Raw genomic sequence first — 22,490 nt, forward strand, 5'->3', positions numbered from 1 at the left:
TACCGCGCCGGCACGCGCAGGAGCCGGCGCGCGCTGCCCCGGCAACACGGCAGCCGAGACTCTCGCGTCAAGCGATCGCTGGCCGGGAATGTCGCGACTTGAGCTGTCGGATCGCGACGCTGGTCAGAAAAATGGGCACCACCAGCAATCCAACGGAAAGCCAGCCGACCGCGCGCAAACCCGCCACGCCGAACACCGTGCCGGCAATCGCGGGGCCTACCGCCAGGCCAAGATTGATTGCCGACGCACAAGTCGCGGTGCTTCTCCCGCTCGCATCCATTTTCGAGAGCGCCCCCACCATATAAGGGGCAACCAGGGTCGCACCGGCGCTGATGAGCGCCGTCGATACGAGAAACGTCCATCGGCCGCCCACGCAATACATGCCCAGGCTGCATACGATCAACAGCGCGAGCCCGAAGGCGATCGGCTTGAACAAGCCGAAGCGATCGCCCAACCAGGTGACGGCGACCCCCACCGGCAATTGCGCCGCGGCATTGACCATGAACAGGATGCCGAGCTGCTCCGCTTCGACGCCCCGGGTTGCGGCCACCTCCGCGGCGAATCCCATGAGCGCCGTCTGCGACACGTAAATGAAGAACGCGCTTGCCAGCATCGCGCGGACGTCGTTGGATTTGATGGCATCCTTCGCGACGTTTTCCTCGGCTGCGTTCACGGCAGGATGCATGAATGCGCCAAAAAACAGCGCCGCCACGACGATAACGAACTGGACGGCATCGACACCGATATTGCCGATCCTCGCAGTTGCGATCGGCACCACGTACATCGCAGCGGAAAATACGACGGCCATCGCCACAGCCACTTGAGCGGCGACCTTCTCCGGGTGCCTGACGTGTGAAATGACGCCGTACGCGCAAACGCAACTGATTCCCAGCGCGACGCCGAGAACCAGTTTTGCCGCGACGAAGATATGAAAATCATGAGAGAACATTGCGCAGGTCGACAGCACGGCGAGCGCCGCCGCGACGAGCGCGCCCGTTCGCTTGTTCAGCGTCGCCATGTGTCGTCCGAAGATCACGATGGACAGTGAAAGACAGAGAAGTACCGCGGACGCGAGCCACCCCGCGCTGCCTTCGGACAGCCCGAACCGGGACATCGACTCTTCAATGTTGAACGGAAGCAGGTAGGTTGGCGTCCAGACCACCGCCCCGGTATAGAGCAGAGCGATTCTCCGGATTCCGTTGATTTCGTAATTCACGATCTACTCCTTATCGTTTGCACGAATGCGGAATCGCGTCGACGCATCGAATCGCTCTCCAGCTCGCATCCATGAATGCATTGTCTGGACGACTGCTTCGTGTCACCCGACAATCGTGCGTCGCGCGGTTGATGGAATGACCCGGTTTCCATCTGAAAACCGGGCTGATATCCCGCCACCCACCGCATTCGTCAATCGAAATGCCCGACCTCGAGGAAATCCTTCATTTTCAGCAGGTCATTCGGGTCCGACATCTGCCCGTTACGCTCGACAAAGCCGGCAAACGTCGTGCCGTACGTCCAGCCGAGCAATCGCTGCAGTTCTTCCGGATAGCGCTTCACACGTTCAATGGGCAGCGTCAGATATTGGTTTTCCTCCTGCCGGAGGATCGCCAGGTCATACGACATCGTCAGGCCGGTTCTCGGCGCATTGCTGGTGTTCTTCCCGCCGCCGTGATAGGTCGAGCCAATGAAGAAAAGTGCATCGCCGGCGGACATGACCGAAGAAACGGCCTCCTCCTGCTTGGGCATGCGCTCGTCATCCCACTTGTGGCTGCCCGGAATGACCAGGGTCGCGCCGTTTTCCGCCGTAAAGTCGGATATCGCCACCATCACCTGGAAGCGTGCTTCACGCCCGTAGTTCGGGTGCCGCCACAACCATACGGAATCGTCGCGATGCAACGGCTGCAGGCCCTGACCCGGCAGGATCTGAATGGCCTGCGTCACGCCCACCTGGATATCGGGTGCGATATCGATCTGGTTTTCGCCGCTCCAGATCTTGATCGGCGTCTGCAGAATGCTGCGCGCGGCACCCAGGTAGAGCGGATGCAACGCGACCTCGGCCATCCAGTCGGTACGTGCGAACAGACGCGACACTCGCCGCGTCTGCGTACCGGCAAAGTATTCGTCTACGCCGTTCGGAGCCGACTCGAGCGTGTCGAAGAGCGTACGCTGGATACGTGCGAGCAAGTCGGAACCGATGAAATTCTTGACGATCGCGCCGCCATCCTGTCGAACCGCATTCGCCAGGTCCTCAGGAGTGCTATCGCTTGAAAGGCGTTGCAACGACATGGTGATTTCCTCCAACAAGTGTCAATGATTGAAAAGTGCCGCGTATCCGCGGTCGCCATCGCCTTCCGCGATGGATGACAGGATGCGCTCGCGCAATGCTTTCAGGATGCGTGGCGGCAGTCCCGCATCTTCGTGGGCCTGCCGGAACAGGTCGACCGCTCGGGCGTAGACGTCCAGGTTCGCGCCCCTTGGCTGATAATCGGCGGCCGCCACGGATTCGAACAGGCCTTCGATGAAGTGCACCTGACCCGCGATGTAGGTGGGAATCAGGTCACGAATCTCGTCGATCGAGATGCCTGAATTCATCACGAACCGGAGACCTTCGAGAAAGGCCGCGCCGGCACCAAATACGAAGGTGCCCGTCAACCCGGCATCGAGCACGTTCGGTACGTCGGGGCGTGTGCCGACGTAGATGGATTGCGGCGCGATCTTTCGAACGCTGGGCTCCACTTCGTTCCAGACACTCTCATCGCCACCGAAGAGGATGGATGCGCGCTCGCCGCCGATATCGGGCGGGAAGCACTGGATGGTTCCGCTGATGAATTTCGCGCCGGTGCGACTCACGATTCGACCCAGCGTCAGAACCTCGGACGGACGCCCCGTTGCCAGGTTGACGATCGTTTTTCCCTGCAGGCGCTCGCCCAGTTCCTCGAAGTCCGCCGCGAGGTCGACCGGTGTCGCGGTCACGATGACGATCACGTCCGCCTGCGCACAGGCAGCCGTCGCACTGTCGGCCACGCGTGCACCTAGCTCGGCGATACGTTGGGCCTTTGCGGATTTCCTGTTCCAGACGACGACGTCCTCGCCATGTCCAATCAGCGAGACAGCGATCGCGGATCCCATCGCGCCCAGGCCGAGGACGGCAGTCAAATTGCTCATTCGCATATCCTTTCGATGTCGTTTATCGCGTTGCCGGGAGACAGTCATCATTCAACCCGGCCCACAATGTCATTAGACTTGATCAAATGACCATGTCGTCAGGCACGAGTCTTATGCTTCGAAATGACATTTGGAATACGGGGTTTCCATTAGCCATGCGATGAACGCATCGACCGGGGCAACGCAGCCATGCTGCGCACCGCCGCGCCCGCATCGCGACGCCGTGCTTCGCTTCCCCGCGCGAGGCCCCGCGGTCATGCCCGGCACGGATCTGCGCCACGTTTTCCACGCCGCACCCGATGCAGCATCCATGCAGGACGATGCGTTGCGTGGCTTTCCGAATCCCGCCCATCGTCATGCTAATATCGGGCGATTCGACTACCCGGTGCGGGTAGCATCTTTGAACAAAGACATAAAACGGAGCGCTGGCCTATGCAGCGAGTACGGGCTGAAGTCCGCCGCCAGGACCTCGTGGCGGCGACTGTCGCGGTGATTGCAGAGCATGGTGTGAAGGGCGCCACGACCCGTCGCATCGCCGAAGCGGCGGGTTGCCCGCTTGCTTCGTTGCACTACGTTTTCCACTCGAAGGACGAGCTGTTACTGGCGGTCTACGAGTCCTTGATCGACCTGATCCGCTCGGATAGCCCAGACGCTCCCGAGCATGGCAGCCTGGCCGACCTCGCGGAATTCAATCTGCGCTCGGTGATGGCCTGGTTTGAAGCCAACCCGGCCTACGCGAAGACCCAGTCGGAACTGTATACGTGGGCGCTGAGACATCAGCCCGACGTGGCCGTCGGGGCCCTGCGTATCGCGCTGGAAGGCGCGCGCGCCAACCTTTCCACCGCCGAGCCGCGCCCCGATGCCAAGGCGCTGGATGCCATCGCGCGGCTGACCATTGTCCTGATCGACGGGCTGCTTTTTTCATGGTTTGCCCAGGAAGACGCGAAGCGCCTGGCGACCGATGTCGACCACGCGAGCAAGATGCTGGCCGCCTATGCGACAACACTTTCGGATGCTCGCCCCGCTGCGAAGGCCGCTCGCAAGACGGCGCGAAAGCAGTAAGCTTCTGCCGCCTCGCCGAGGCACGCTCTCCCCGACAACCTCGCTGCCGCGAGGTTCGCATCGTCTCTTCGGCGCCTGCCCGCGACGTGCGGCGCATGATGCCGCCAGTGTCACGCCATGCGCTGCCGCGCCCGCACGCAAGCCTTGCTCAAGGGTGTCTTGCGGAATCATTGCCCGCGCGCCGGGCCGGGCGCGGATAAGCGCGCCGACAATTACCAGCACCGCAGGCATTCCACACAAGCCCCCCCACCCCTCTCGCTTCGATTCTCATGGAAACGTGACATGACAGGCGAGCGTCGAGCCTGCGTTGCGGCGCCACGCGCGCACGGGTTTACCTCCATCGACAGCAAATGGCCGCCTGCGTAACGTTTTATTGGTCAAATGATCAAGTCAACTGAATACGATTCCAGCCAGCGCTTCAACGTGAGCGGGATATTCGCGGAACCGGAAGCGGGCCGCCCCATGGACAAACTTTCAAGAAGCCGACATAATTCACCCGCGTCATGGTCACTTGACCACGTATCACGAATGCGCGCTACACGCCCACACTCACGACGTCACTGACGAGGATTTTCGGGTACCGGAGCTTACCAATGGCAAGAATTCGCGCTGCGTTGCGGCGACAAGATTTTGTTGGCGCTGCTGTAGAGGTCATCGCCGCGCACGGCGTCGCGGGCGCCACCACGCGGCGAATTGCTGAAGCCGCAGGCTGTCCCCTCGCGTCGCTCCATTACGTATTTCATACCAAGAACGATCTGTTCAATGCCGTATACGAATCCCTGTTCGATCTTCTCGCGGCGCACACTCCCGCTCACGGTGAATTTCGGTCTTTTGGCGAACTCGCAGGATGGCAGTTGCGCAAGACGGTCGAGTGGCTCGTTCAGCATCCATCGTATGCGCGAGCGCAGTCCGAACTGATCCAGTGGGCAGAACGTCATCATCCGGACTTCGCGTTGAAGACCTACATCCGAAGTGTCGAACAGACGATCGCGTACATCGGCACGCACGCGCCGCACGTCAGCCCTGACATCATTGAACCCGTCGCCAGAACGAGCATCATCCTGATCGACGGATTGCTGAACAGCTGGCAAGCCGAACCGAATATCGGCAGGCTGCGGACCAACCTGGATAGCGCGAGTTCGGCTCTGGAGACGTTGGCCGCCTCCTTCTCGAACTCCGCGGCACGAGCCTGAAAATCGGCGCGGTGCGTCGTTGCGCGGAAAGCCACCACGCTGACAGGGCCGCTACGATGCCCGCCTGGACAACACCGCGCGCGAAGGCAGCCGGCGATATCGTCACGGCTGCGTGGATGACCGGCGGCTTGCCGCGGGGCGCCCACCCGACGTGGGCGCCCGTCATCGATTCCCGTCAACTGACCGCATCCGGCACCGCACCGAACATCGATTTCGTCTCGAGGAATTCCTCGATGCCGGCGTAGCCCCATTCGCGTCCGTTGCCAGACTGCTTGTAGCCACCGAACGGCGCCGCGATGTCGACGGCCGCACCGTTCAAATGCACCATGCCCGTCCGCAATTTTCTCGCCACCCGTTCTGCCTGCTCGATCGAGTCACCATGGACGTAGCCGGACAGACCGTACGGCGAGTCGTTGGCGATGGCCACGGCGTCCGCTTCGTCCCGATACGGAATGATCACCAGTACGGGGCCGAAAATCTCCTCCGTCGCAATCCTCATGCGATTATTCACGCGGCTGAAGATGGTCGGCTTGACGAAGTAGCCTCGTTCGAGCCCCGGCGGGTTGCCGAGCCCGCCCGACAAGAGCAGCGCGCCCTCGTCGATACCCGCCTGGATCATCTCCTGAACCTTGCGATGCTGGCGCCGGTTGGCCACGGGGCCCATCGTCGTGCGCGGATCGCGCGGATCGCCGACCACGACCTGCGCGCACGCAGCCGCTGCAATCCTTTCCGCCTCGTCGAGGCGATGTACCGGCACCAGCATGCGTGACGGTGCGGTACAGGTCTGGCCGGAATTGGCCATCATCTGCAGCACGCCATGCGTGACGCCTTGCTCGAAGTTTTCGCTGTCCAGAATGATGTTCGCCGATTTTCCGCCGAGCTCCAGCGTCACCCGCTTGATCGTCGTCGCCGCGGCCTGTGCAACCTCCACGCCGGCGCTCGTCGAACCCGTCAGCGACACCATGTCGATGAGTGGACTGGAAGCGATGGCCCGCCCCAGGCGTTGCCCCGAGCCCTGCACGAGATTGAAGACACCGGGCGGCACCCCGGCCTGCTCGAGGATCTCGGCGAGCACGATGGCCGAATACGGGGCATTCTGGCTGGGCTTCAACACGATCGTGCAACCCGCCACCAGCGCCGGCGCGACCTTGCACATCACCTGGTTCATCGGCCAGTTCCACGGCGTGATCAACCCGCACACCCCTACCGGCTCCTTCACGATCCGCGATGTGCGCTGGATGCGATCGAACGGGTATTGCCGCGCGACTTCCAGCGTCGTATGAAGGTGCCAGAGCCCAAGCGCCGCCTGGAGCGGACGGGAAATGGCATCCATCGGCGCGCCCATCTCGAGCGTGATTGCGTCTGCCATATCCTGCAACCGCTCGGTGTATGCACCGATCACGGCCTCGAGCATCTCGAGCCGCTCGACCAGCGGCGTGTTCGAGAACGTGGCGAAGGCATCGCTCGCCGCCTTCGCAGCCCGCTCCACGTCCGCTTCGTCGGAGAACAGCAAAACGCCGGAGACTTCGCCCGTTGCCGGATCGATGATTTCCTGTTCGACACCCCCGTTCACCGGCTCCACCCATCGCCCGCCGATGAACGCCCGGCGGAGATGATCTGCTTCAAAAATCGCCATCAGCTCACTCCATGTCAGTTGGTCTCGGGGCACGCCGTCAGTCGTCGGAATCGCCCGGGACGATCGATACTAACGTGCTTTTTGATCATTTGTCCAAGTCACACGACTACGTAGTAATCAGCATTGCCAAAAACGAGGCGCGGTAAGACGCTCGTTGCACGTTTGCGGAACGGCGTGTTGAAGCCTGCCCGCCGCTCGCGTGTCGGTCGAACATCACAGAGGGTTAACCTTCATCGACAAGGCATTTTTCGAGCAATACTTTTCTACTACACGGTCATTTGATCAAGTCATGTGGCAGACTTTCAGCCGGATGGCCAGGCAGCAAGCCATCCGCAAACTAGCGCACCGAGATCCGGTCGCTTTCTGACATCAACGCCGAACGGCACCTCTCCCACGGGAGCGAAAGGTAAATATCATGGCAATCATCCAAGTCCAGCAGATCATGCATGAGAACCCGTTGCATGCTCGCGCGCCGCATGAACCGCGCTACGCAGACGGCAGCGCTTTCTGCGACGGCAACTATGTCCCCATCACGGAAGCGACCGTCCCGCTCGTCGACGCCGGATTCCTGCATGCCGACGCCGCCTACGATGTCGTCACCGTCTCGCGAGGCAACTTCTTCCGGCTCGACGATCACCTGAACCGCATGGAAGAGTCGGCCGCGAAGTTCTTCCTCGAGAATCCGTTCAATCGCGACCAGGTCCGTGAAATCCTGCACAACCTCGTGCGCAATGCCGGCCTGAAAGACGCCTACGTGTGGTGGTGCGTCACCCGCGGCCCGCTGAGTGTCGACCGCCGCGACCGCAGCGCGATGAAGAACGCAATGTTTGCATTCGCGGTGCCGTTTTTCTTCCAGGCTGACGACGAAGTCCGCACGCGCGGCTCGAACCTGCTGATCAGCAAACGCTACAACCGCATCTCGGCGAAAGCGGTCGACCCGACGGCCAAAAACTTCCACTGGATGGACATGAAGCTCGCGCTGTTCGAAGCGATGACGCAGGAAAAGGACTGGGCCGTTCTCGTCGATGAACACGACAATCTCACCGAAGCAGCCGGCGCGAACATCTTCTTCATCAAGAACGGGGAGCTCCATACGCCCGCCGAAGGCTGCCTGTTGGGTATCACGCGCCAGAGCGTCTTCGACATCGCCGCCGAACTCGGCCTCAAGGTGAACATCGGCACATACACCGCGACCCAGTTGCGTGAAGCCGATGAAGCGTTCACGTCGTCGTCCGCGGGCGGAATCATGCCCGTCAGCGCCGTCGACGATCAACCGCTCGGCAACCGCAACGGCCCCGGCCCGATCTCCGAGAAGATTCACAACCTGTATTGGGAGAAGCGTTGGGCAGGATGGCACGCGCAGCCGGCCGAATACTTCTCGTCGGTTCCGGCATAAGCCGAAGCCACTCGCAGGTCGCACGCGCACGGAGCCGATCCGGTCGAACAGGCCGCATCCGGCTTCGGCAAGTGAAGATCAGTTGCATGCAGTACGCACCGTCCGGCCCATCATCAGGTGCGCCGGACAACCCGGACACCGACGCAACACCGATGAACGGGCCGGTTGGTTCATACGAAAGACAGTAAAACGCACGTTTATATATTTCGCATGACGAATCAATTGCGACGGGAATCGCCACGTTCGCATGCATTCGCCCATGCCCAACCCTTTTGACGGGCGCACGTTACCTGTTCAAGGTCAAGGAGATTGATGTGGTCAAGACGCATTCTTTCAAAAAATCCGCTTCGCTCGTTCGATCGGCAGCGAAATCGTCACTTCTCGCGTCTGCGGTCGCGATGACTTTGACCAGCGCGTTTGCGGAAGGGTTGGACTCGTCTCATACGCCGTCCGGGGCCGAGATCGCCGGCACCGCAAGCGGAATTCCCGCATGGGCGCCGGTCGGCAACGTGGGGCCCGGCTGGACGTTCGGCAAGCGCCGCCTGGATTTCTTCAAATACAAGTCCGACAAGCCGTTGTACACGATCGACGCCAGCAATGTCGACAAGTACGCGGACAAGCTCAATCCGGGCCAGATTGCATTGTTGAAGAACCTGAAGGGCTTCACGATGCCGGTCTATGCGTCGCGGCGCACCTGCGGCGTCCCGGATTTCGTCGCGGAGAACACGAAGAACAACGTGGGCTTCGCCAAGATGTCCGCGGACGGCTCGGAACTCGCCGATGCCCGCCTGCCCGGCTATCCGTTCCCCTCGCCCAAGACCGGCGCGGAAGTGATGTGGAACGCGAAGCTGCATTACCGCGGCGCCGGCGTCGAGATGGGCGACATCATTACCGTCGTCTCGCCGCGCAAGGGTGCATCCGACTGGATCAAGAACGTGTCGGACGCGTGGATCTACCAGCCGTGGGGCGACAAGTCCGGCACGACGTTCGCGAAGGTCAACCAGGTCGAAGGCTACGCGTACTACGCGTACAAGTCGCCCGCCGCCATTGCCGGCCAGGCCGCGATCTTCACGACCTACGCCGGCAAGCCGACCGAAGTCTTCTACTACTTCCCGGGGCAGCGCCGTACCCGCCGCATGCCGTCGTACGCCTACGACGCACCGCAGATCGGCTTCGACAACCAATACAACATGGACGAAGCGTTGGTCTTCTCCGGACAGACGGACCGATTCTCGTGGAAGTTGCTCGGCAAGAAGGAAATGATCGTTACCTACAACGACCTGGGCATGTACGACTTCTCCGACAAATTCGAAAACGCGTACGGCCCCGACTTCGTGAATCCGTCGAAGCGCCGCTACGAACTTCACCGCGTGTGGGTCGTGGAGGCCACGGTCAAGCAGGGTATGCGCCATACCGCGCCGAAGCGTCTCTTCTACATCGATGAAGACAGCTGGAACTATCTCGGCGCGGTGGACTACGACGCGCAGGGCAACATCTCGAAAGTCCGCGAGGGTTACATCATTCCGGTGTACGAGACGGGAAGCTGCGACACGCTCGCCTTCGCTCAATACAACCTCGTCGATGGCCGGTACCTCGTGGACGGTTCGATGCTCGCGGCCGGGCGGGACGCGAAGTGGTCGGTCGACTCGTCGGCGGACCAACACTACAAGCCGAGCTTCTACAACGCCGACAATCTTCGCGCGTTGAGCGAGCGTTGACAGGTACCGACACAAAATGGCCAGCTCCTCCTCATTTCAGCCCCGCTCCAGTGTGGCGCTCGTGCGCGCCGCGATCGCGGCGCTCGTCGCCCTCGGGTGCGGCAGCGCGCACGCCTTCACTTTCACGATCGGCAATGTCGAAGGCAGTTTCGATTCGACGCTGTCCGCGGGCGTCGGCGTTCGAACCGCATCGCCGAGCAGCAATCTCGTCTCGCCGACCTATGACGCGGCCACCGGTGCACGGACCGGTGGTGGCCGGCTCGGTCAATTGAGCGGGCTCTCCGATCAAGGCGACATCAACTACAAGAAGGGCGATCCGTTCACCAGCTATCTCAAGGGCAACCACGAGTTGCTCCTGAAAATGCCCTCCCAGGGGCTGACGTTCATGGCGCGCGGCACCTGGCAATACGACTACTCCGGCACCCGCACGTCGGGCGCGACCAGCGGGCAGGATCTCTTCTACAATCCTGCGCCGAACCTGAGCGGCGGGCTCTCGTCCGACGCCGAGAAGAACATCCGCTTCAAGCCGCGCTTGCTCGACCTGTGGGTCAGCAAGCAGTTCAACGTCGGCGACCAGATCGCGCGCATCCGCGTGGGTAACCAGGTCGTCAGCTGGGGCGAAAGCATCTGGGAAGTCGGCGGGATCAACGCGACGAATGCGATCGACGTGAATCGCGCATCCCAACCCGGCGCGCAGGTCAAGGAAATCATCCTGCCGGCGCCGATACTGAGCGTCGCATCCGGCCTCGGTCACGGCGTGAACGTCGAAGGGTACATCCAGAGCAACTGGAACCAGAACTATCTGCCCCCGGTCGGCAGCTACTGGTCCAACCAGATCGTCGGGCCCGGCAACAACGCGTATGGCGTGGCGACCGTGCATCCGAAGAACGGCGGGCAGTACGGTTTCTCCATCCGCTATCAGCCCGCCGGAACGGATCTGAATCTGGGCTTCTATACGATCGCGTACCACGACAAGTTCCCGCAAGTGTCGCTGAGTTCAACCGGTGGAACCGTCTTCAGGTTTCCTGAAGACCGCCACATGATCGGTGTCAGCGCGAACTTCCCGGTGGGCGACTGGGCAATCGGCACGGAACTGTCGTACCGTCCGCGCGACGCCGTTCCACTGAATCCGGCCAGCGGATGCGTCGCGCAAGGCGGGAACTGCTGGGTCGACGAGAAGCGTTTCCAGTGGCATCTGACGACCCTCTACTCGTTCCAGCCGGGCAATTCCGGCGCATTCCTCAAGCTGCTCGGCGCCCAGACCGCCACGTTGACGACCGAGACGGTGATCATTGCCTATCCCGGGCTTCACAAGAGCTATGGCGGGTCGCCGATTTCTCCCGGTGCGCTTCTGTGGGGGAACGAATTCAACGATCTGTTCGCGACCGGCGCACTCAACTCGCCAGGCAGTGCACAAGGAACGAAATACTCCGGCGGGATCGACGTCGATTTCAACTGGGTCTATGACGGCACCGTCATTCCCGGGTGGCAGGTCAATCCGGGCATCTACGTGCGGTACGGCCTGTTCGGCAATACGCCGAACGTGAACGCCCAGTTCATGCGCGGCGTGACGGCGATGAACCTGTATGTGAATTTCATACAGAACCCGGCGAACTGGCAGGTCGGCTTGAACTACACGCGCTTCATGGGCCCGACCAACCCGCTGGCCAACCCGCTACGTGACAGGGACTTCGTGGCCATCGTCGCATCTCGAAATTTCTGAGGTCAATATGAATCAAACGCCTGTTTCCGACGCAGCCCGACCCGGCAAGCTGCTGAGGATGCTTCATTTTCTGGAAAATGCGCTGTTCGGTCACAGGCGGCTCGTTCTGGGACTCCTGGTTCTGTTCACGGTCGTCATGGCCTGCTTCGCCGTGAAGCTTCGCATGGATGCGGGATTCGAGAAGCAGCTTCCCATCGGCCACGAATACACGGAAACCTTCAACCAGTATCGCGGCGACCTGCTCGGGGCCAACCGCCTGATCGTCGTCGTCAAGGCGCGCCACGGCAGCATCTGGACGCCCGCCGCGTTGAAGCGGCTCTACGACGTCACGCAGGCGGTCACGTTCTTGCCGAACGTATCGCGCAGCAGCGTTCAATCGCTCTGGACGCCCAATTCATTCGTCAACGAGATCACCGAAGACGGCTTCAGGGCCGACCCGCTCATTCCCGGCACCGTGACGCCGGATCAACTCGACGGCAACACGATCAGTGCGATTTCGCGCTCGACTGCGCAGGGCGGCTTCGTCGGCAATCTCGTGTCTCGCGACCAGACCAGTGCGATGGTCACCGCGGACCTCAACGAGCTGGATGCGAAAGGCGAGCGAATCGACTACGTCGCATTCGACCGCGCGCTCGAGTCGCAATTGCGATCGAGGTTCGAGGATTCGAACTACGAGATCCAGATCATCGGCTTCGCGAAACAGATCGGCGATATCGCAAACGGTGCATCGTCGGTACTGAAGTTCTGCGCGATTGCCCTGCTCCTGACCGCATTGGCCGTCTACTGGTACTGCCGCTCCGTCCGCCTGACGATTCTGCCGCTCACCTGCTCGCTCGTCTCGCTCGTGTGGCAGTTCGGCACGCTGCATCTGCTCGGCTATGGGCTCGACCCGTTGGGCGTGCTGGTGCCGTTCCTCGTGTTCGCGATCGGTGTTTCACACGGCGTCCAGCAGATCAACTTCATCGTTCGCGAGATCTCGCACGGGAAGTCGGTCGAGCAAGCCGCCCGATCCAGCTTCAGTGGACTCCTGATTCCCGGAACGCTCGCGTTGGTGACCGCCTTCGTCTCGTTCGTCACGCTGATCCTGATCCCGATTCCGATGGTCCGCGAGCTCGCGATCACCGCTTCGCTCGGCGTCGCGTACAAGATCGTCACGAATCTGGTCATGCTTCCATTGGCCGTGTCCCTGCTCAAGGTCGATCCCGACTATGCGAAGCATGCCGAGCTGCAGGCCGCCCGCCGTGGCCGCGTGCTGCGCGTGCTCGCGAAAGTCGCCGTCCCCCGCAATGCGGCGATCATCCTGCTGGCCGCCGTCGTGGTCTTCTGCGTGGCCGCCTGGGAAAGCCGGGATCGCGTAGTCGGCACCCTGCAGGCAGGCGCGCCGGAGCTGCGCGCGGATGCCCGCTTCAACAAGGACTCGGTTTCGATCGCATCGAGCTATGACGTCGGCCTGGACTGGATGTCCATCGTCTTCGAAGCGCCGCCGCAGTCGTGCAACAACGTGGAGATCGGTGCGTATCAGGACCGCTTCGTATGGTCGATGCGTGCCGTTCCCGGCGTATTGTCGGTCGTTTCGTTTTCTTCGTTGCTGCGTCAATACAACGAGGGGTACAACGAAGGCAACCCGAAGATGTCGGCGATTCCGATCGACCCCGACAACTATGCGTCGCTGGCCGGCGAGGTGGCCCGCACGCCGGGCGTCATGCGCAAGGACTGCAGCATGACCGCGGTGAACATCTATCTGGCCGACCACAAGGCAACGACGATCAATCAGGTGATCGCCGCCGCGAAGCATTTCCGCGACACGAACAAGCTGCCTGGCGTGAAGATCCGGCTCGCGTCCGGAAACGCCGGCGTGCTCGCCGCGGTCAACGACGAAATCGAGCGCAGCGAGCTGCCGATGATGCTTTACGTGTACGCGACCATCGTGTTGCTCGTCCTCGTCACGTATCGCGACCTGCGCGCCGTCCTCGCCTGCTGCCTGCCGCTGACGATCGGCACGTTCATCGGGTACTGGTTCATGAAGGAGCTGCAGATCGGCCTGACCGTCGCGACGTTGCCGGTCATGGTGCTCGCGGTGGGCATCGGCGTCGATTACGCGTTCTATATCTACAACCGGCTGCAACTGCATCTCGCCAACGGCGTGGAAATCGTCAAGGCGCTCGAACAGTCGATCCTCGAGATCGGCACGGCGACCATCTTCACGGCGATCACGCTCGCGATCGGCGTCGCCACCTGGTCGTTCTCGGAACTCAAGTTCCAGGCGGACATGGGCAAGCTCCTGGCATTCATGTTCATCGTCAATATGGTCATGGCCATGACTGTGCTGCCTGCCTTCGCCGTGTGGCTCGAGCGCCTGTTCCCGAGACGCCGGCCCGCGCGCGCACCCGGCCTGCTCGCCCATTGAAGAAGAGGATTCCTTGATCATGAATCACAAGATGCGCGCCATTTCGGCCGGTATCGTCGTCGGCGCAACACTGCTTGGCGGCATGCAATGCGCAGTATCCGCACCCGAACTCAAGCCCGTTCCGGCCGTCCAGTCGAGCATCGCGACGCAGTCGGCCGTGCTGGATGCAACGTGGGCCGGGCAGCGGGTGGTGAGTGTCGGTGCGAACGGCATCATCCTGCTGTCCGACAACCGCGGCGCGACGTATCGTCAGGCCAAGGCGGTGCCCGTGAGTTCGACGCTGACGTCGGTCAGCTTCATCGACGCCAACACGGGCTGGGCTGTCGGCCACTGGGGCGCGATCCTGAAGACCGCCGACGGCGGCGAGACCTGGCAGGTACAGCGGCTCGCGACGACCGAGGATCGTCCGCTCTTCGGCGTTCACTTCGTCGATGCGAACCACGGCGTGGCCGTCGGGCTCTGGTCGCTGATTCTCGTCACCGACGACGGCGGCAAGACCTGGACGAAGAAGGAGCCCGTTCTTCCGAACGGCAAGAAGTCGGACCTGAACCTGTTCGGCATTTTTTCGAACGGCAACGGCGACATCTTCGCGACCGCCGAGAAGGGTCAACTCCTCGTGTCGAAGGACAAGGGCAATACGTGGAAGACGATCGAGACCGGTTACAAAGGCTCGTTCTGGTGCGGCGTCGCGCTGCCCGACGGTGTGCTGCTGGTCGGCGGACTGCGCGGCACGTTGATGCGAAGCGACGACAACGGCCATACCTGGTCACGCGCGACACTCGATACCCGGAATTCGATCACCGCACTCGCGTCCCGCGGCTCGACCGTGCTGGCCGTGGGTGTCGACGGGTTGCAGGCGCAAAGCGCCGACGACGGAAAGACATTCAAGCGTCTGCATACCGAGACCGGGACGACCTATACGGCCGCGCTTGCGGCGCCTGGCGACAGATGGCTGGTCTTCTCTCGCGACGGGGCGATCTCGCGGTAACGACTCGATGTCCTCGATGTCCGATCGGCGCAGCGGGNGGCCCGCTGCGCCGAAGTCGTCCTGACCGGCTGCGGCCGGTATGGCCATCGCGCGACCTGGTGCTCGTGTCGTGGGCACAAGAAGAGCCGGATGAAGAAGCGGCATGTAGGCGAAGTGCCGTCCACATGCCGCGCAAAGCGTACCGCTGATGGGTCGAACAGCGCCCTGCCCTCCCGTCGGCCCGGTTTTCGACGATGGTCGCCGACGCCGAGCACACTCCCCGACGCCCGATATCATCGCGGCCATCGTATTTCTCGGCAACCGGCGCGCCGGGGGCGAGCGCAACTCAGCAGCAAAAGATCGCGAGCAATCGCGCGACGGCTTCCGGGTCGACGGGCCGGAAAAGGTAGTCATCGGCACCCGCATGCAATGCCCGCACCGCTCCCTGTCCAGATCACACGCCGGGGCGACCACGGCCGGGATATCGCATCCTTGCCGTCGCCGGAACAGGTTGCCGCCTCCAGTCAAGCGCCGGATAGCGTTTCAGGTTCAAGGACATGACTCGACAAATCGAAGATGGCGCTCGGCACGGCGCGCTGAAGCCATTCGGGAATAGAGGCGGATGACGACCCCACGCCGTCATGCGGGCCGGGGCAGGCACCGATCGGGGTTGATCGGCTGAGCGATTCGTAGATGAGCCCGACGACTGCGGACGTTGCAGCGCATCCGATGCTGCCGCAACATCCGTGTACGATCGCAGCGTTCGCGCCGACGCATGCCGGCGCGAGAGCGGATCGGTCAAACTCCGATTCCGGCTTTCACTGCGGCATGGCCGCCGGGAAATCGCGAGATCCCCCGGATCAGATCCGACGCCTTCTCGCCGATCATGATCGTCGGCGCGTTCGTGTTTGCACCGACCAGCGTAGGCATGATCGACGCATCGACCACGCGCAGGCCCTCCGTGCCCCGCACGCGCAACTGAGCGTCGACGACGGCGAGTTCGTCGCTCCCCATGCGACACGTTCCCACCGGGTGGTAGACGGTGTCGGTCCGCTCGCGCAGCAGCGCGCGTATGTCGTCGTCCGAGCGCGACCGCGACGCATATGGATCATCCGTCACGAACGCCGACATGGCCGGCGCCGCCATCAACCGCCGCGTCAGCTTGAATCCCTCGACGAGCACGTCGAGATCGTCCCGGTGCTCGAGGAATGCCGGGTCGATCAGCGGCGCATCCAGCGGATCCGCGCTGCGCAGCGTCACCGATCCGCGGCTCTTCGGCCTCAGCACGCATACGTGACAGGAAATGCCGTGTCCCAGATGCATTTTCCGTCCGTGATCGCTGACGGGGCCGACGACAAAGTGCATCTGCACGTCCGGCCGCTCGAGATCGGGATGCGTCTTCAGGAACGCGCCGCCTTCGGCAAAATTGGTGGTGAGCGTACCGCTGCGCGATTTCCGGTATTGCCTGATGTCGGCCAGTGTCTTGAGCCCGCCGCGTACCGATACGCCGAGCGCATCCAGGCTGTTCGTCTTGTAGCTGACGACGAAGTCCGGGTGATCCTGCAGGTTCTGCCCCACCCCCGGGAGATCGGCGACGACCGCGATCCCGTGACGCTGAAGTTCGTCCTTCGGACCGATGCCGGACAGCATCAGCAACTGCGGCGACTGAAACGCACCGGCGGAAAGGATCACTTCCTTTTTCGCCCAGACCGTCTCGACATTTCCCGCACGCGTGACTTCGACGCCCACGGCCCTGTTGCCGTCGAACACGATGCGCCTGACCTGCGCATTCGTTTCCACCGTCAGATTGCCGCGCGCGTTCATGTGCGGAAACAGATAGGCACGCGCGGCGCTCCAGCGTTCGCCGTTCTTCTGGGTCACCTGATAGATACCGACGCCTTCCTGCTCCGCACCGTTGAAGTCGTCCGTGATGGGCAGGCCGCACTGCCGCCCGGCCTCCAGCCAACGCGCCTGAAACGGATTGTCGGTTCTCAGGTCGCTGACCCAAAGCGGGCCACCGCGCCCGTGCCAGTCATTGCCGAGGCGCTCGTTATGCTCGCTTCGCTTGAAATACGGAAAGACGTCGTTCCAGCCCCAGCCTTCGTTGCCGAGCGCGGCCCAGTCGTCGTAGTCGGCATGATGGCCGCGCGTGTACACCATCGCATTGATCGCGGACGATCCGCCCAACGCCTTGCCACGCGGCTGATAGCCGCGCCGCCCCTGCAACCCCTGCTGCGGCACGGTCTCGAACGCCCAGTTGTTCAGCCGGGACGGGATCATCAGCACCAGGGCGGCCGGCACGTTGATGGGCCACCCGTTGCCGGTGCCGCCGGCTTCGAAGAGGCACAGCGTCGCATCGGGGTCTTCGGTCAGGCGCGAGGCCAGCACACTGCCTGCCGAGCCGCCGCCTACAACAAGATAATCGAATGAGTTCTTCACGGGTCTGTGTCCTGGATAGATGCCTGAGCGCTTCACAAGCAACTATCTGATGCATCGATTCCGCCGCTCGCGTCGCAGCCCCATCGAGCCGGTGTGCGATCGGCTTCATTCCGTCACGCATCAGAACTGTGTGGCCGCATCGGCAACGATGGAGGTCACCCATCGAACCGCATGCGGCCACGGAATGGCGATAAGCGCGATTCAGATCGCTATCGCCGGCGTATCAATGGTGCTGCGCGCCGTCGAGCAACTTCCGGAAACGTGCGATGCCCTTGTCGATCCACGTCTGCGCGCCGGGGGAGATCGCGCCCATGTCGAAGAAGCCGTGCAGCATGCCATCGCACCGGATCGTCTCGACCTTGACCCCGCTCGCGTGAAGCAGGCGGCCGTATGCTTCGCCCTCGTCGCGCAGCGGGTCGTATTCCGCGGTCACGATGACCGCCGGGGGCAACCCCGCAAGGTCCTTCGCGTGGATCGGCGCGAGCCGTGCGTCCTGGGGGGTCGCACCATCGGCAACGTAATGCCGTTCGAACCACGCGATCGTCTCGAGGTCGAGCAGATAGCCTTCACCGTTTTCCTTGAAGGACGGAAAGCCTGAACGGTCCCCCGCCACCGCCGGATAGATCAGGAACTGGGCAGCCACCGAAATGCCGTCGGCATGCAGTTGCTGGGTCACGACGGCCGCCAGATTGCCGCCGGCGCTATCGCCGGCCACCGCGACGACGTCGCTTCCGCCCAGCTCGCCCGCGTTCGCGATCACCCATTTGGTCGCGGCAACCGCGTCGTCCGCGGCGGCCGGATACCGGTGCTCGGGCGCCAGGCGGTAGTCCACCGAGACCACGACCGCGTTCGCGCCGCGCGCCAGCTCCCGGCAAATGTTGTCGTGGGTATCCAGATCGCCGATGACGAATCCGCCGCCGTGGAGATAGACGACCGTCGCCAGATGGCGCTCCGCGCTCGGACGATAGAGCCGTGCCCGCAGCGAGCCGGTCGCGCCGGGCACGGTCAGGTCTTCCACGCCGTGAAGATCGACAACGGATTCCGGTGCACGAACGGCGCGCGCCAGGTGCAGCATCAGTCCGCGCGCTTCTTCCGGCGTGGACTGCGGCAAGGGTTTCGCGCCGGATCCGGCGAAGGATTCGAGAAAACCCGCGAGATGCAAATCGAGTGCCATGACATCACCTTGTAATCGAACGTTGGCCGGGGATCAGCGATACACGAGGACTTCGGCGTCCGGGCTCAGCTCCGGAATGGTCTTGCGCTCCTCCTCGTACTCGAAGTGGTGCTGCCACGGCATGCGATCGCCCCGCATATGCATATGGTGTTGCGAGCGCATCACGTACCCGGCGTTGAAGTTGTTCGGGTCCGTCCAGGGCAGCCGCTGCATGTCGGCGTCTTCGGCTCGCAGGCACGGCTCCACCGTCTTCGCGCCGACCTTGTCCATATGCGCGAGCACGCGGCAGGTGAATTCGCAGACGAGATCCGCGCGCAGCGTCCAGCTCGAACGGTAGTAGCCGTAGATGAACGCCATGTTCGGGATGCCTTCGATCATCATGCCGCGGTACGAGACCCGCTTGCTCATGTCGACCGGGGCACCATCGAGCTGGAATGCGATCTGGCCGAAAGCGCTCATGTCGAATCCGGTCGCCGTCACGACGATGTCCGCGTCCAGGTGTTCGCCCGACGCCAACGTGATGCCGCTTTCGTCGAACGATTCGATGGTGTCCGTCACGACGGATGCTTTGCCGTCCCGGATGGCCGCGAAGAGGTCGCCGTCGGGGACGGCGGCCACGCGCTGTTGCCACGGGCGATAGCTCGGATTGAAGTGCTTGTCGACGTCGAACCCTTCGGGCAGCTGTTGTCGCGTCTCGTTGATCAGCCAGTCGCGGACCGCGTCCGGGTTCGCCGCGGACAGGTTGATCAGGTCGAAGGTCTGCTTCAGGTGTGCGCGCCGCAGAATCTCCGAGCGCCATTCTTCGGGAAGGCCGAGCTCACGCAGCGTTGCGTCCAGCTGGTGGGTCCACGGCACCGCCGTGAAGAACGTCGGCGAGCGTTGAAGCATCGTCACATGCGCCGCGGTGCCGGCCAGTGCCGGAATCAGCGTCGCGGCGGTCGCGCCCGAGCCGATGACGATCACGCGCTTTCCCGCATACTCGAGATCTTCGGGCCAGTGCTGCGGATGAACGACCGTTCCCTTGTAACGATCGAACCCGTTCCACTTGGGCGTAAAACCCTGACGATGATCGTAGTACCCTGCGCCCAACCACAAGAAGTCGGTGGTCATCGTGAAACGTTCGCCGGTATCGTTGCGCGATACCTCGACCGTCCAGCGCTTTTGCGCGCTCGACCAGTTCACCGTCTGAATACGATGCCCGTAGCGGATCCTCGGGCCGAGGTCGTACTCGTCGATGACCTCGCCGAGATAGCTGTGGATCTCCTCCGCCGTCGCGATCGAGCGGCCCTGCCACGGGCGGAATCCGAACGCGTACGTGTACAGGTCGCTGTCCGAACGTGCACCGGGATAGCGGTGCGTCCACCATGTCCCGCCGAATCCGTCCATGGCTTCCAGAATCACGAACGAGCGCCCCGGCAGGTTCATGCGGAGATGGCAAGCCGCATCGATCCCCGAGATTCCTGCTCCGATTATTAGTACTTCTACGTGCTCAGGCGAGCACGCATCCGTTTGTTTCTCAGTCATGAGATCCCTCCGATGACCAGTTATTGAAGAGTTCCGTCTCGCAGCATTTCAAGATCACACGACTTGGTCATTTGACTATGCAGCACGACGACGCTCAAACGTGCATGCCGGCGATCACGCGCCAATCCCGGGGAAGATCGTCGAAACACCCGACCCGACATACAAGCGGACGATGTGGTACGTCTCCCGGTTTGGTTCGTCATCTCAAACATGGTCAATTGACCAAGTCCAATGGTTCCCAGTCTATGCAGTCGAACCACAATTTGAATCAGGGCTTTCCATTACACGATCGTTCGGGAACGCGGGCAGCTCGATCTCCGGGAATCGGCCACATCGAGAACGTCAATTGCCCGGCACCCGCAACTCGCGCCGGAGGATTTTTCCGACGTTGCTTTTTGGCAGGCTGTCGCGAAACTCGATGCTTTTCGGACGCTTGTAGCCCGTCAGCTGGCCTTTGCAGAACGCCATCAGGTCCTCGGCCGTCAGTTCGGGCGCCTTCCTGACCACGAACAGCTTGACGGCCTCTCCCGAGTGCGCGTCGGGTACGCCGATCGCCGCGACTTCGTATACGCCGGGGTGCTTGGCGACGACCTCTTCGATCTCGTTCGGATAGACGTTGAAGCCGGACACGAGGATCATGTCCTTCTTGCGGTCGACGATTCGCACGAAGCCGTCCGCCGAGATCGACGCAATGTCGCCCGACCGGAAGAAGCCGTCCGCGGTCATCACTTTCGCGGTTTCGTCCGGTCGCCGCCAGTAACCCGCCATCACCTGGGGGCCGCGGATGCACAGCTCGCCGGCTTGCCCGGGCGGCAGTTCGTTGCCGTCGTCGTCCCGGATCGACACTTCGGTGGACGGCAACGGCAGGCCGATCGTGCCATTGAATTCGCCGCGTGCAACGGGGTTGACCGCCACGCACGGCGATGTTTCGGACAGCCCGTATCCTTCGATGATCGGCGCGCCGGTCATTTCCCTCCAGCGCTTTGCGACGACTTCCTGCGTGGCCATCCCGCCGCCGTTGGCCAGCAGCAGATTGGAGAAATCGAGACGCGAGAAGTCGGGATGATGGAGCATCGCGTTATACAGCGTGTTCACGCCCGGGAAGGTGGTGATCTTGTATCCGGCGAGCGACGCGATCATCCCGCCGATGTCGCGCGGGTTCGGAACGAGCACGCACATCCCGCCCGTGTACATCGTCGACAGGCAGCAGATGTTGAGCGCAAAGATGTGATAGATCGGAAGGGCCGCCACCGTGATGAACTGCTTCACGTCGGGGCGCCAACTGCGCGCGGGCTCGAACCAGACGTCCGCCTGCAATACATTCGCGACGATGTTCCGATGCAACAGCATCGCCCCTTTCGACACACCGGTCGTCCCGCCCGTATATTGGAGAAACGCGATGTCGTCCGGCGACGGGCGAGCCGGCACGAACGGGCGGCCGCGGCCCTCCGCGATCGCGTCGTCGAATGTCGTATGCGCGCCCGGCGCCTGGGTCGTCGCGGTGGGGCCGCCCTGCGTGGCGACCAGCACATGCTTCACCCGCGTGTGCGCGATGACGGCGTCCAGCGTCGCAGCGCAACTGTCGAGCAGGATAATCGCCTCGGCGCCGCTATCGTTCAGCTGATGTTTCAGTTCACGGGGCGTATAGAGCGGATTGACGTTGACGACGACGTAGCCGGCGCGCAGGACTGCACAGATCGACACCGGGTAAGGCAGCACGTTCGGCATCATGATCGCGACGCGCGCACCGCGTTCGAGCCCCCTCGATTGCAGCCAAGCGGCCAGCGAGCGCGACATCGCGTCGAGTTCACCGTACGTGACCAGCGTACCGTCACACGCGAACGCAGGCCTTTCGCGAAACTTGTCGAAGCTTGCGTCGATCAATTCGCCGACGGATCGATACGCGCTGTAGTCGATCTCTGCCGGCACTTCTGGCGGATAGGAAGCAAGCCAGATCTTTTCCATACCGAATCTCCTCTGTCCTCTTTGAATGATCGCGCGACGCTTCGCGCTTGGACGCACGTCGGGCACGCCGCCGCGCGTCGAACGATGCGAGCGCGCTGTCCTGCCGATCCGTCGCAAGCCG

At 62.5% G+C, this 22,490-nt stretch carries 15 protein-coding genes; 7 read left to right on the forward strand and 8 right to left on the reverse strand.

The window, feature by feature from the left end; genetic code table 11:
* Nucleotides 1–67 precede the first annotated feature (67 nt).
* From ACTJKF_RS00275 to ACTJKF_RS00285, 3 genes are all read right to left on the reverse strand, one after another.
* Complete coding sequence (locus ACTJKF_RS00275) at nt 68–1,216, reverse strand: MFS transporter (protein ID WP_440621543.1); 1,149 nt, start codon at nt 1,214–1,216, stop codon at nt 68–70.
* Nucleotides 1,217–1,407: 191 nt separating this feature from the next.
* Nucleotides 1,408–2,286, reverse strand: a complete 879-nt coding sequence (locus tag ACTJKF_RS00280) for a phytanoyl-CoA dioxygenase family protein (RefSeq protein WP_440621544.1) — start codon at nt 2,284–2,286, stop codon at nt 1,408–1,410.
* 21 nt (nt 2,287–2,307) lie between these two features.
* The gene (locus ACTJKF_RS00285) at nt 2,308–3,165 is read right to left on the reverse strand and encodes an NAD(P)-dependent oxidoreductase (protein WP_440621545.1); all 858 of its coding nucleotides are present in this window, start codon (nt 3,163–3,165) and stop codon (nt 2,308–2,310) included.
* A 432-nt stretch (nt 3,166–3,597) separates the two neighbouring features.
* Between ACTJKF_RS00285 and ACTJKF_RS00290 the strand changes: the two genes are divergently transcribed.
* A complete protein-coding gene (locus tag ACTJKF_RS00290; protein ID WP_440621546.1) occupies nt 3,598–4,227 on the forward strand; it encodes a TetR/AcrR family transcriptional regulator in 630 nt (209 codons plus the stop codon).
* Between the two features lie 593 nt (nt 4,228–4,820).
* On the forward strand, nt 4,821–5,420 hold the full coding sequence (locus ACTJKF_RS00295; RefSeq protein ID WP_440621547.1) for a TetR/AcrR family transcriptional regulator: 600 nt from the start codon (nt 4,821–4,823) through the stop codon (nt 5,418–5,420).
* 175 nt (nt 5,421–5,595) lie between these two features.
* Here ACTJKF_RS00295 and ACTJKF_RS00300 read toward each other — a convergent pair whose 3' ends face one another.
* Nucleotides 5,596–7,056 (reverse strand): aldehyde dehydrogenase family protein, encoded by a 1,461-nt coding sequence (locus tag ACTJKF_RS00300; RefSeq protein WP_440621548.1) that lies wholly within the window; start codon nt 7,054–7,056, stop codon nt 5,596–5,598.
* A gap of 415 nt (nt 7,057–7,471) precedes the next feature.
* Here ACTJKF_RS00300 and ACTJKF_RS00305 point away from each other — a divergent pair, with 415 nt between their 5' ends.
* From ACTJKF_RS00305 to ACTJKF_RS00325, 5 genes are all read left to right on the forward strand, one after another.
* Complete coding sequence (locus ACTJKF_RS00305; protein WP_440621549.1) at nt 7,472–8,452, forward strand: aminotransferase class IV; 981 nt, start codon at nt 7,472–7,474, stop codon at nt 8,450–8,452.
* A gap of 398 nt (nt 8,453–8,850) precedes the next feature.
* On the forward strand, nt 8,851–10,170 hold the full coding sequence (locus ACTJKF_RS00310) for a DUF1329 domain-containing protein (RefSeq protein WP_440621550.1): 1,320 nt from the start codon (nt 8,851–8,853) through the stop codon (nt 10,168–10,170).
* Between the two features lie 16 nt (nt 10,171–10,186).
* Nucleotides 10,187–11,893, forward strand: a complete 1,707-nt coding sequence (locus ACTJKF_RS00315) for a DUF1302 domain-containing protein (RefSeq protein ID WP_440621551.1) — start codon at nt 10,187–10,189, stop codon at nt 11,891–11,893.
* Between the two features lie 58 nt (nt 11,894–11,951).
* Nucleotides 11,952–14,300, forward strand: a complete 2,349-nt coding sequence (locus ACTJKF_RS00320) for an efflux RND transporter permease subunit (RefSeq protein ID WP_440621552.1) — start codon at nt 11,952–11,954, stop codon at nt 14,298–14,300.
* 19 nt (nt 14,301–14,319) lie between these two features.
* The gene (locus ACTJKF_RS00325; RefSeq protein ID WP_440621553.1) at nt 14,320–15,288 is read left to right on the forward strand and encodes a WD40/YVTN/BNR-like repeat-containing protein; all 969 of its coding nucleotides are present in this window, start codon (nt 14,320–14,322) and stop codon (nt 15,286–15,288) included.
* A 777-nt stretch (nt 15,289–16,065) separates the two neighbouring features.
* Here ACTJKF_RS00325 and ACTJKF_RS00330 read toward each other — a convergent pair.
* From ACTJKF_RS00330 to ACTJKF_RS00345, 4 genes are all read right to left on the reverse strand, one after another.
* Complete coding sequence (locus tag ACTJKF_RS00330; protein ID WP_440621820.1) at nt 16,066–17,706, reverse strand: GMC family oxidoreductase; 1,641 nt, start codon at nt 17,704–17,706, stop codon at nt 16,066–16,068.
* Between the two features lie 223 nt (nt 17,707–17,929).
* A complete protein-coding gene (locus ACTJKF_RS00335; protein WP_440621554.1) occupies nt 17,930–18,880 on the reverse strand; it encodes an alpha/beta hydrolase in 951 nt (316 codons plus the stop codon).
* Between the two features lie 33 nt (nt 18,881–18,913).
* Nucleotides 18,914–20,404: a flavin-containing monooxygenase gene (locus ACTJKF_RS00340; protein ID WP_440621555.1), complete on the reverse strand. Its 1,491-nt coding sequence runs from the start codon at nt 20,402–20,404 to the stop codon at nt 18,914–18,916.
* Nucleotides 20,405–20,746: 342 nt separating this feature from the next.
* Entirely contained in the window at nt 20,747–22,369 is a 1,623-nt protein-coding gene (locus ACTJKF_RS00345; RefSeq protein ID WP_440621556.1) for an AMP-binding protein, read from the reverse strand.
* Nucleotides 22,370–22,490 lie beyond the last annotated feature (121 nt).

It is taken from the genome of Burkholderia sp. 22313 (assembly GCF_052045245.1).
Classification (GTDB): domain Bacteria; phylum Pseudomonadota; class Gammaproteobacteria; order Burkholderiales; family Burkholderiaceae; genus Burkholderia.

What these genes read in the sequence shown, in the direction of transcription:
- ACTJKF_RS00320 (WP_440621552.1), top strand. Translation starts at nt 11,952, where the DNA reads ATGCTTCATTTTCTGGAAAATGCGCTGTTCGGTCACAGGCGGCTCGTT.
- ACTJKF_RS00295 (WP_440621547.1), top strand. Translation starts at nt 4,821, where the DNA reads ATGGCAAGAATTCGCGCTGCGTTGCGGCGACAAGATTTTGTTGGCGCT.
- ACTJKF_RS00340 (WP_440621555.1), bottom strand. Translation starts at nt 20,404, where the DNA reads ATGACTGAGAAACAAACGGATGCGTGCTCGCCTGAGCACGTAGAAGTA.
- ACTJKF_RS00335 (WP_440621554.1), bottom strand. Translation starts at nt 18,880, where the DNA reads ATGGCACTCGATTTGCATCTCGCGGGTTTTCTCGAATCCTTCGCCGGA.
- ACTJKF_RS00310 (WP_440621550.1), top strand. Translation starts at nt 8,851, where the DNA reads ATGACTTTGACCAGCGCGTTTGCGGAAGGGTTGGACTCGTCTCATACG.
- ACTJKF_RS00345 (WP_440621556.1), bottom strand. Translation starts at nt 22,369, where the DNA reads ATGGAAAAGATCTGGCTTGCTTCCTATCCGCCAGAAGTGCCGGCAGAG.
- ACTJKF_RS00305 (WP_440621549.1), top strand. Translation starts at nt 7,472, where the DNA reads ATGGCAATCATCCAAGTCCAGCAGATCATGCATGAGAACCCGTTGCAT.
- ACTJKF_RS00290 (WP_440621546.1), top strand. Translation starts at nt 3,598, where the DNA reads ATGCAGCGAGTACGGGCTGAAGTCCGCCGCCAGGACCTCGTGGCGGCG.
- ACTJKF_RS00285 (WP_440621545.1), bottom strand. Translation starts at nt 3,165, where the DNA reads ATGAGCAATTTGACTGCCGTCCTCGGCCTGGGCGCGATGGGATCCGCG.
- ACTJKF_RS00300 (WP_440621548.1), bottom strand. Translation starts at nt 7,056, where the DNA reads ATGGCGATTTTTGAAGCAGATCATCTCCGCCGGGCGTTCATCGGCGGG.
- ACTJKF_RS00325 (WP_440621553.1), top strand. Translation starts at nt 14,320, where the DNA reads ATGAATCACAAGATGCGCGCCATTTCGGCCGGTATCGTCGTCGGCGCA.
- ACTJKF_RS00280 (WP_440621544.1), bottom strand. Translation starts at nt 2,286, where the DNA reads ATGTCGTTGCAACGCCTTTCAAGCGATAGCACTCCTGAGGACCTGGCG.
- ACTJKF_RS00315 (WP_440621551.1), top strand. Translation starts at nt 10,187, where the DNA reads ATGGCCAGCTCCTCCTCATTTCAGCCCCGCTCCAGTGTGGCGCTCGTG.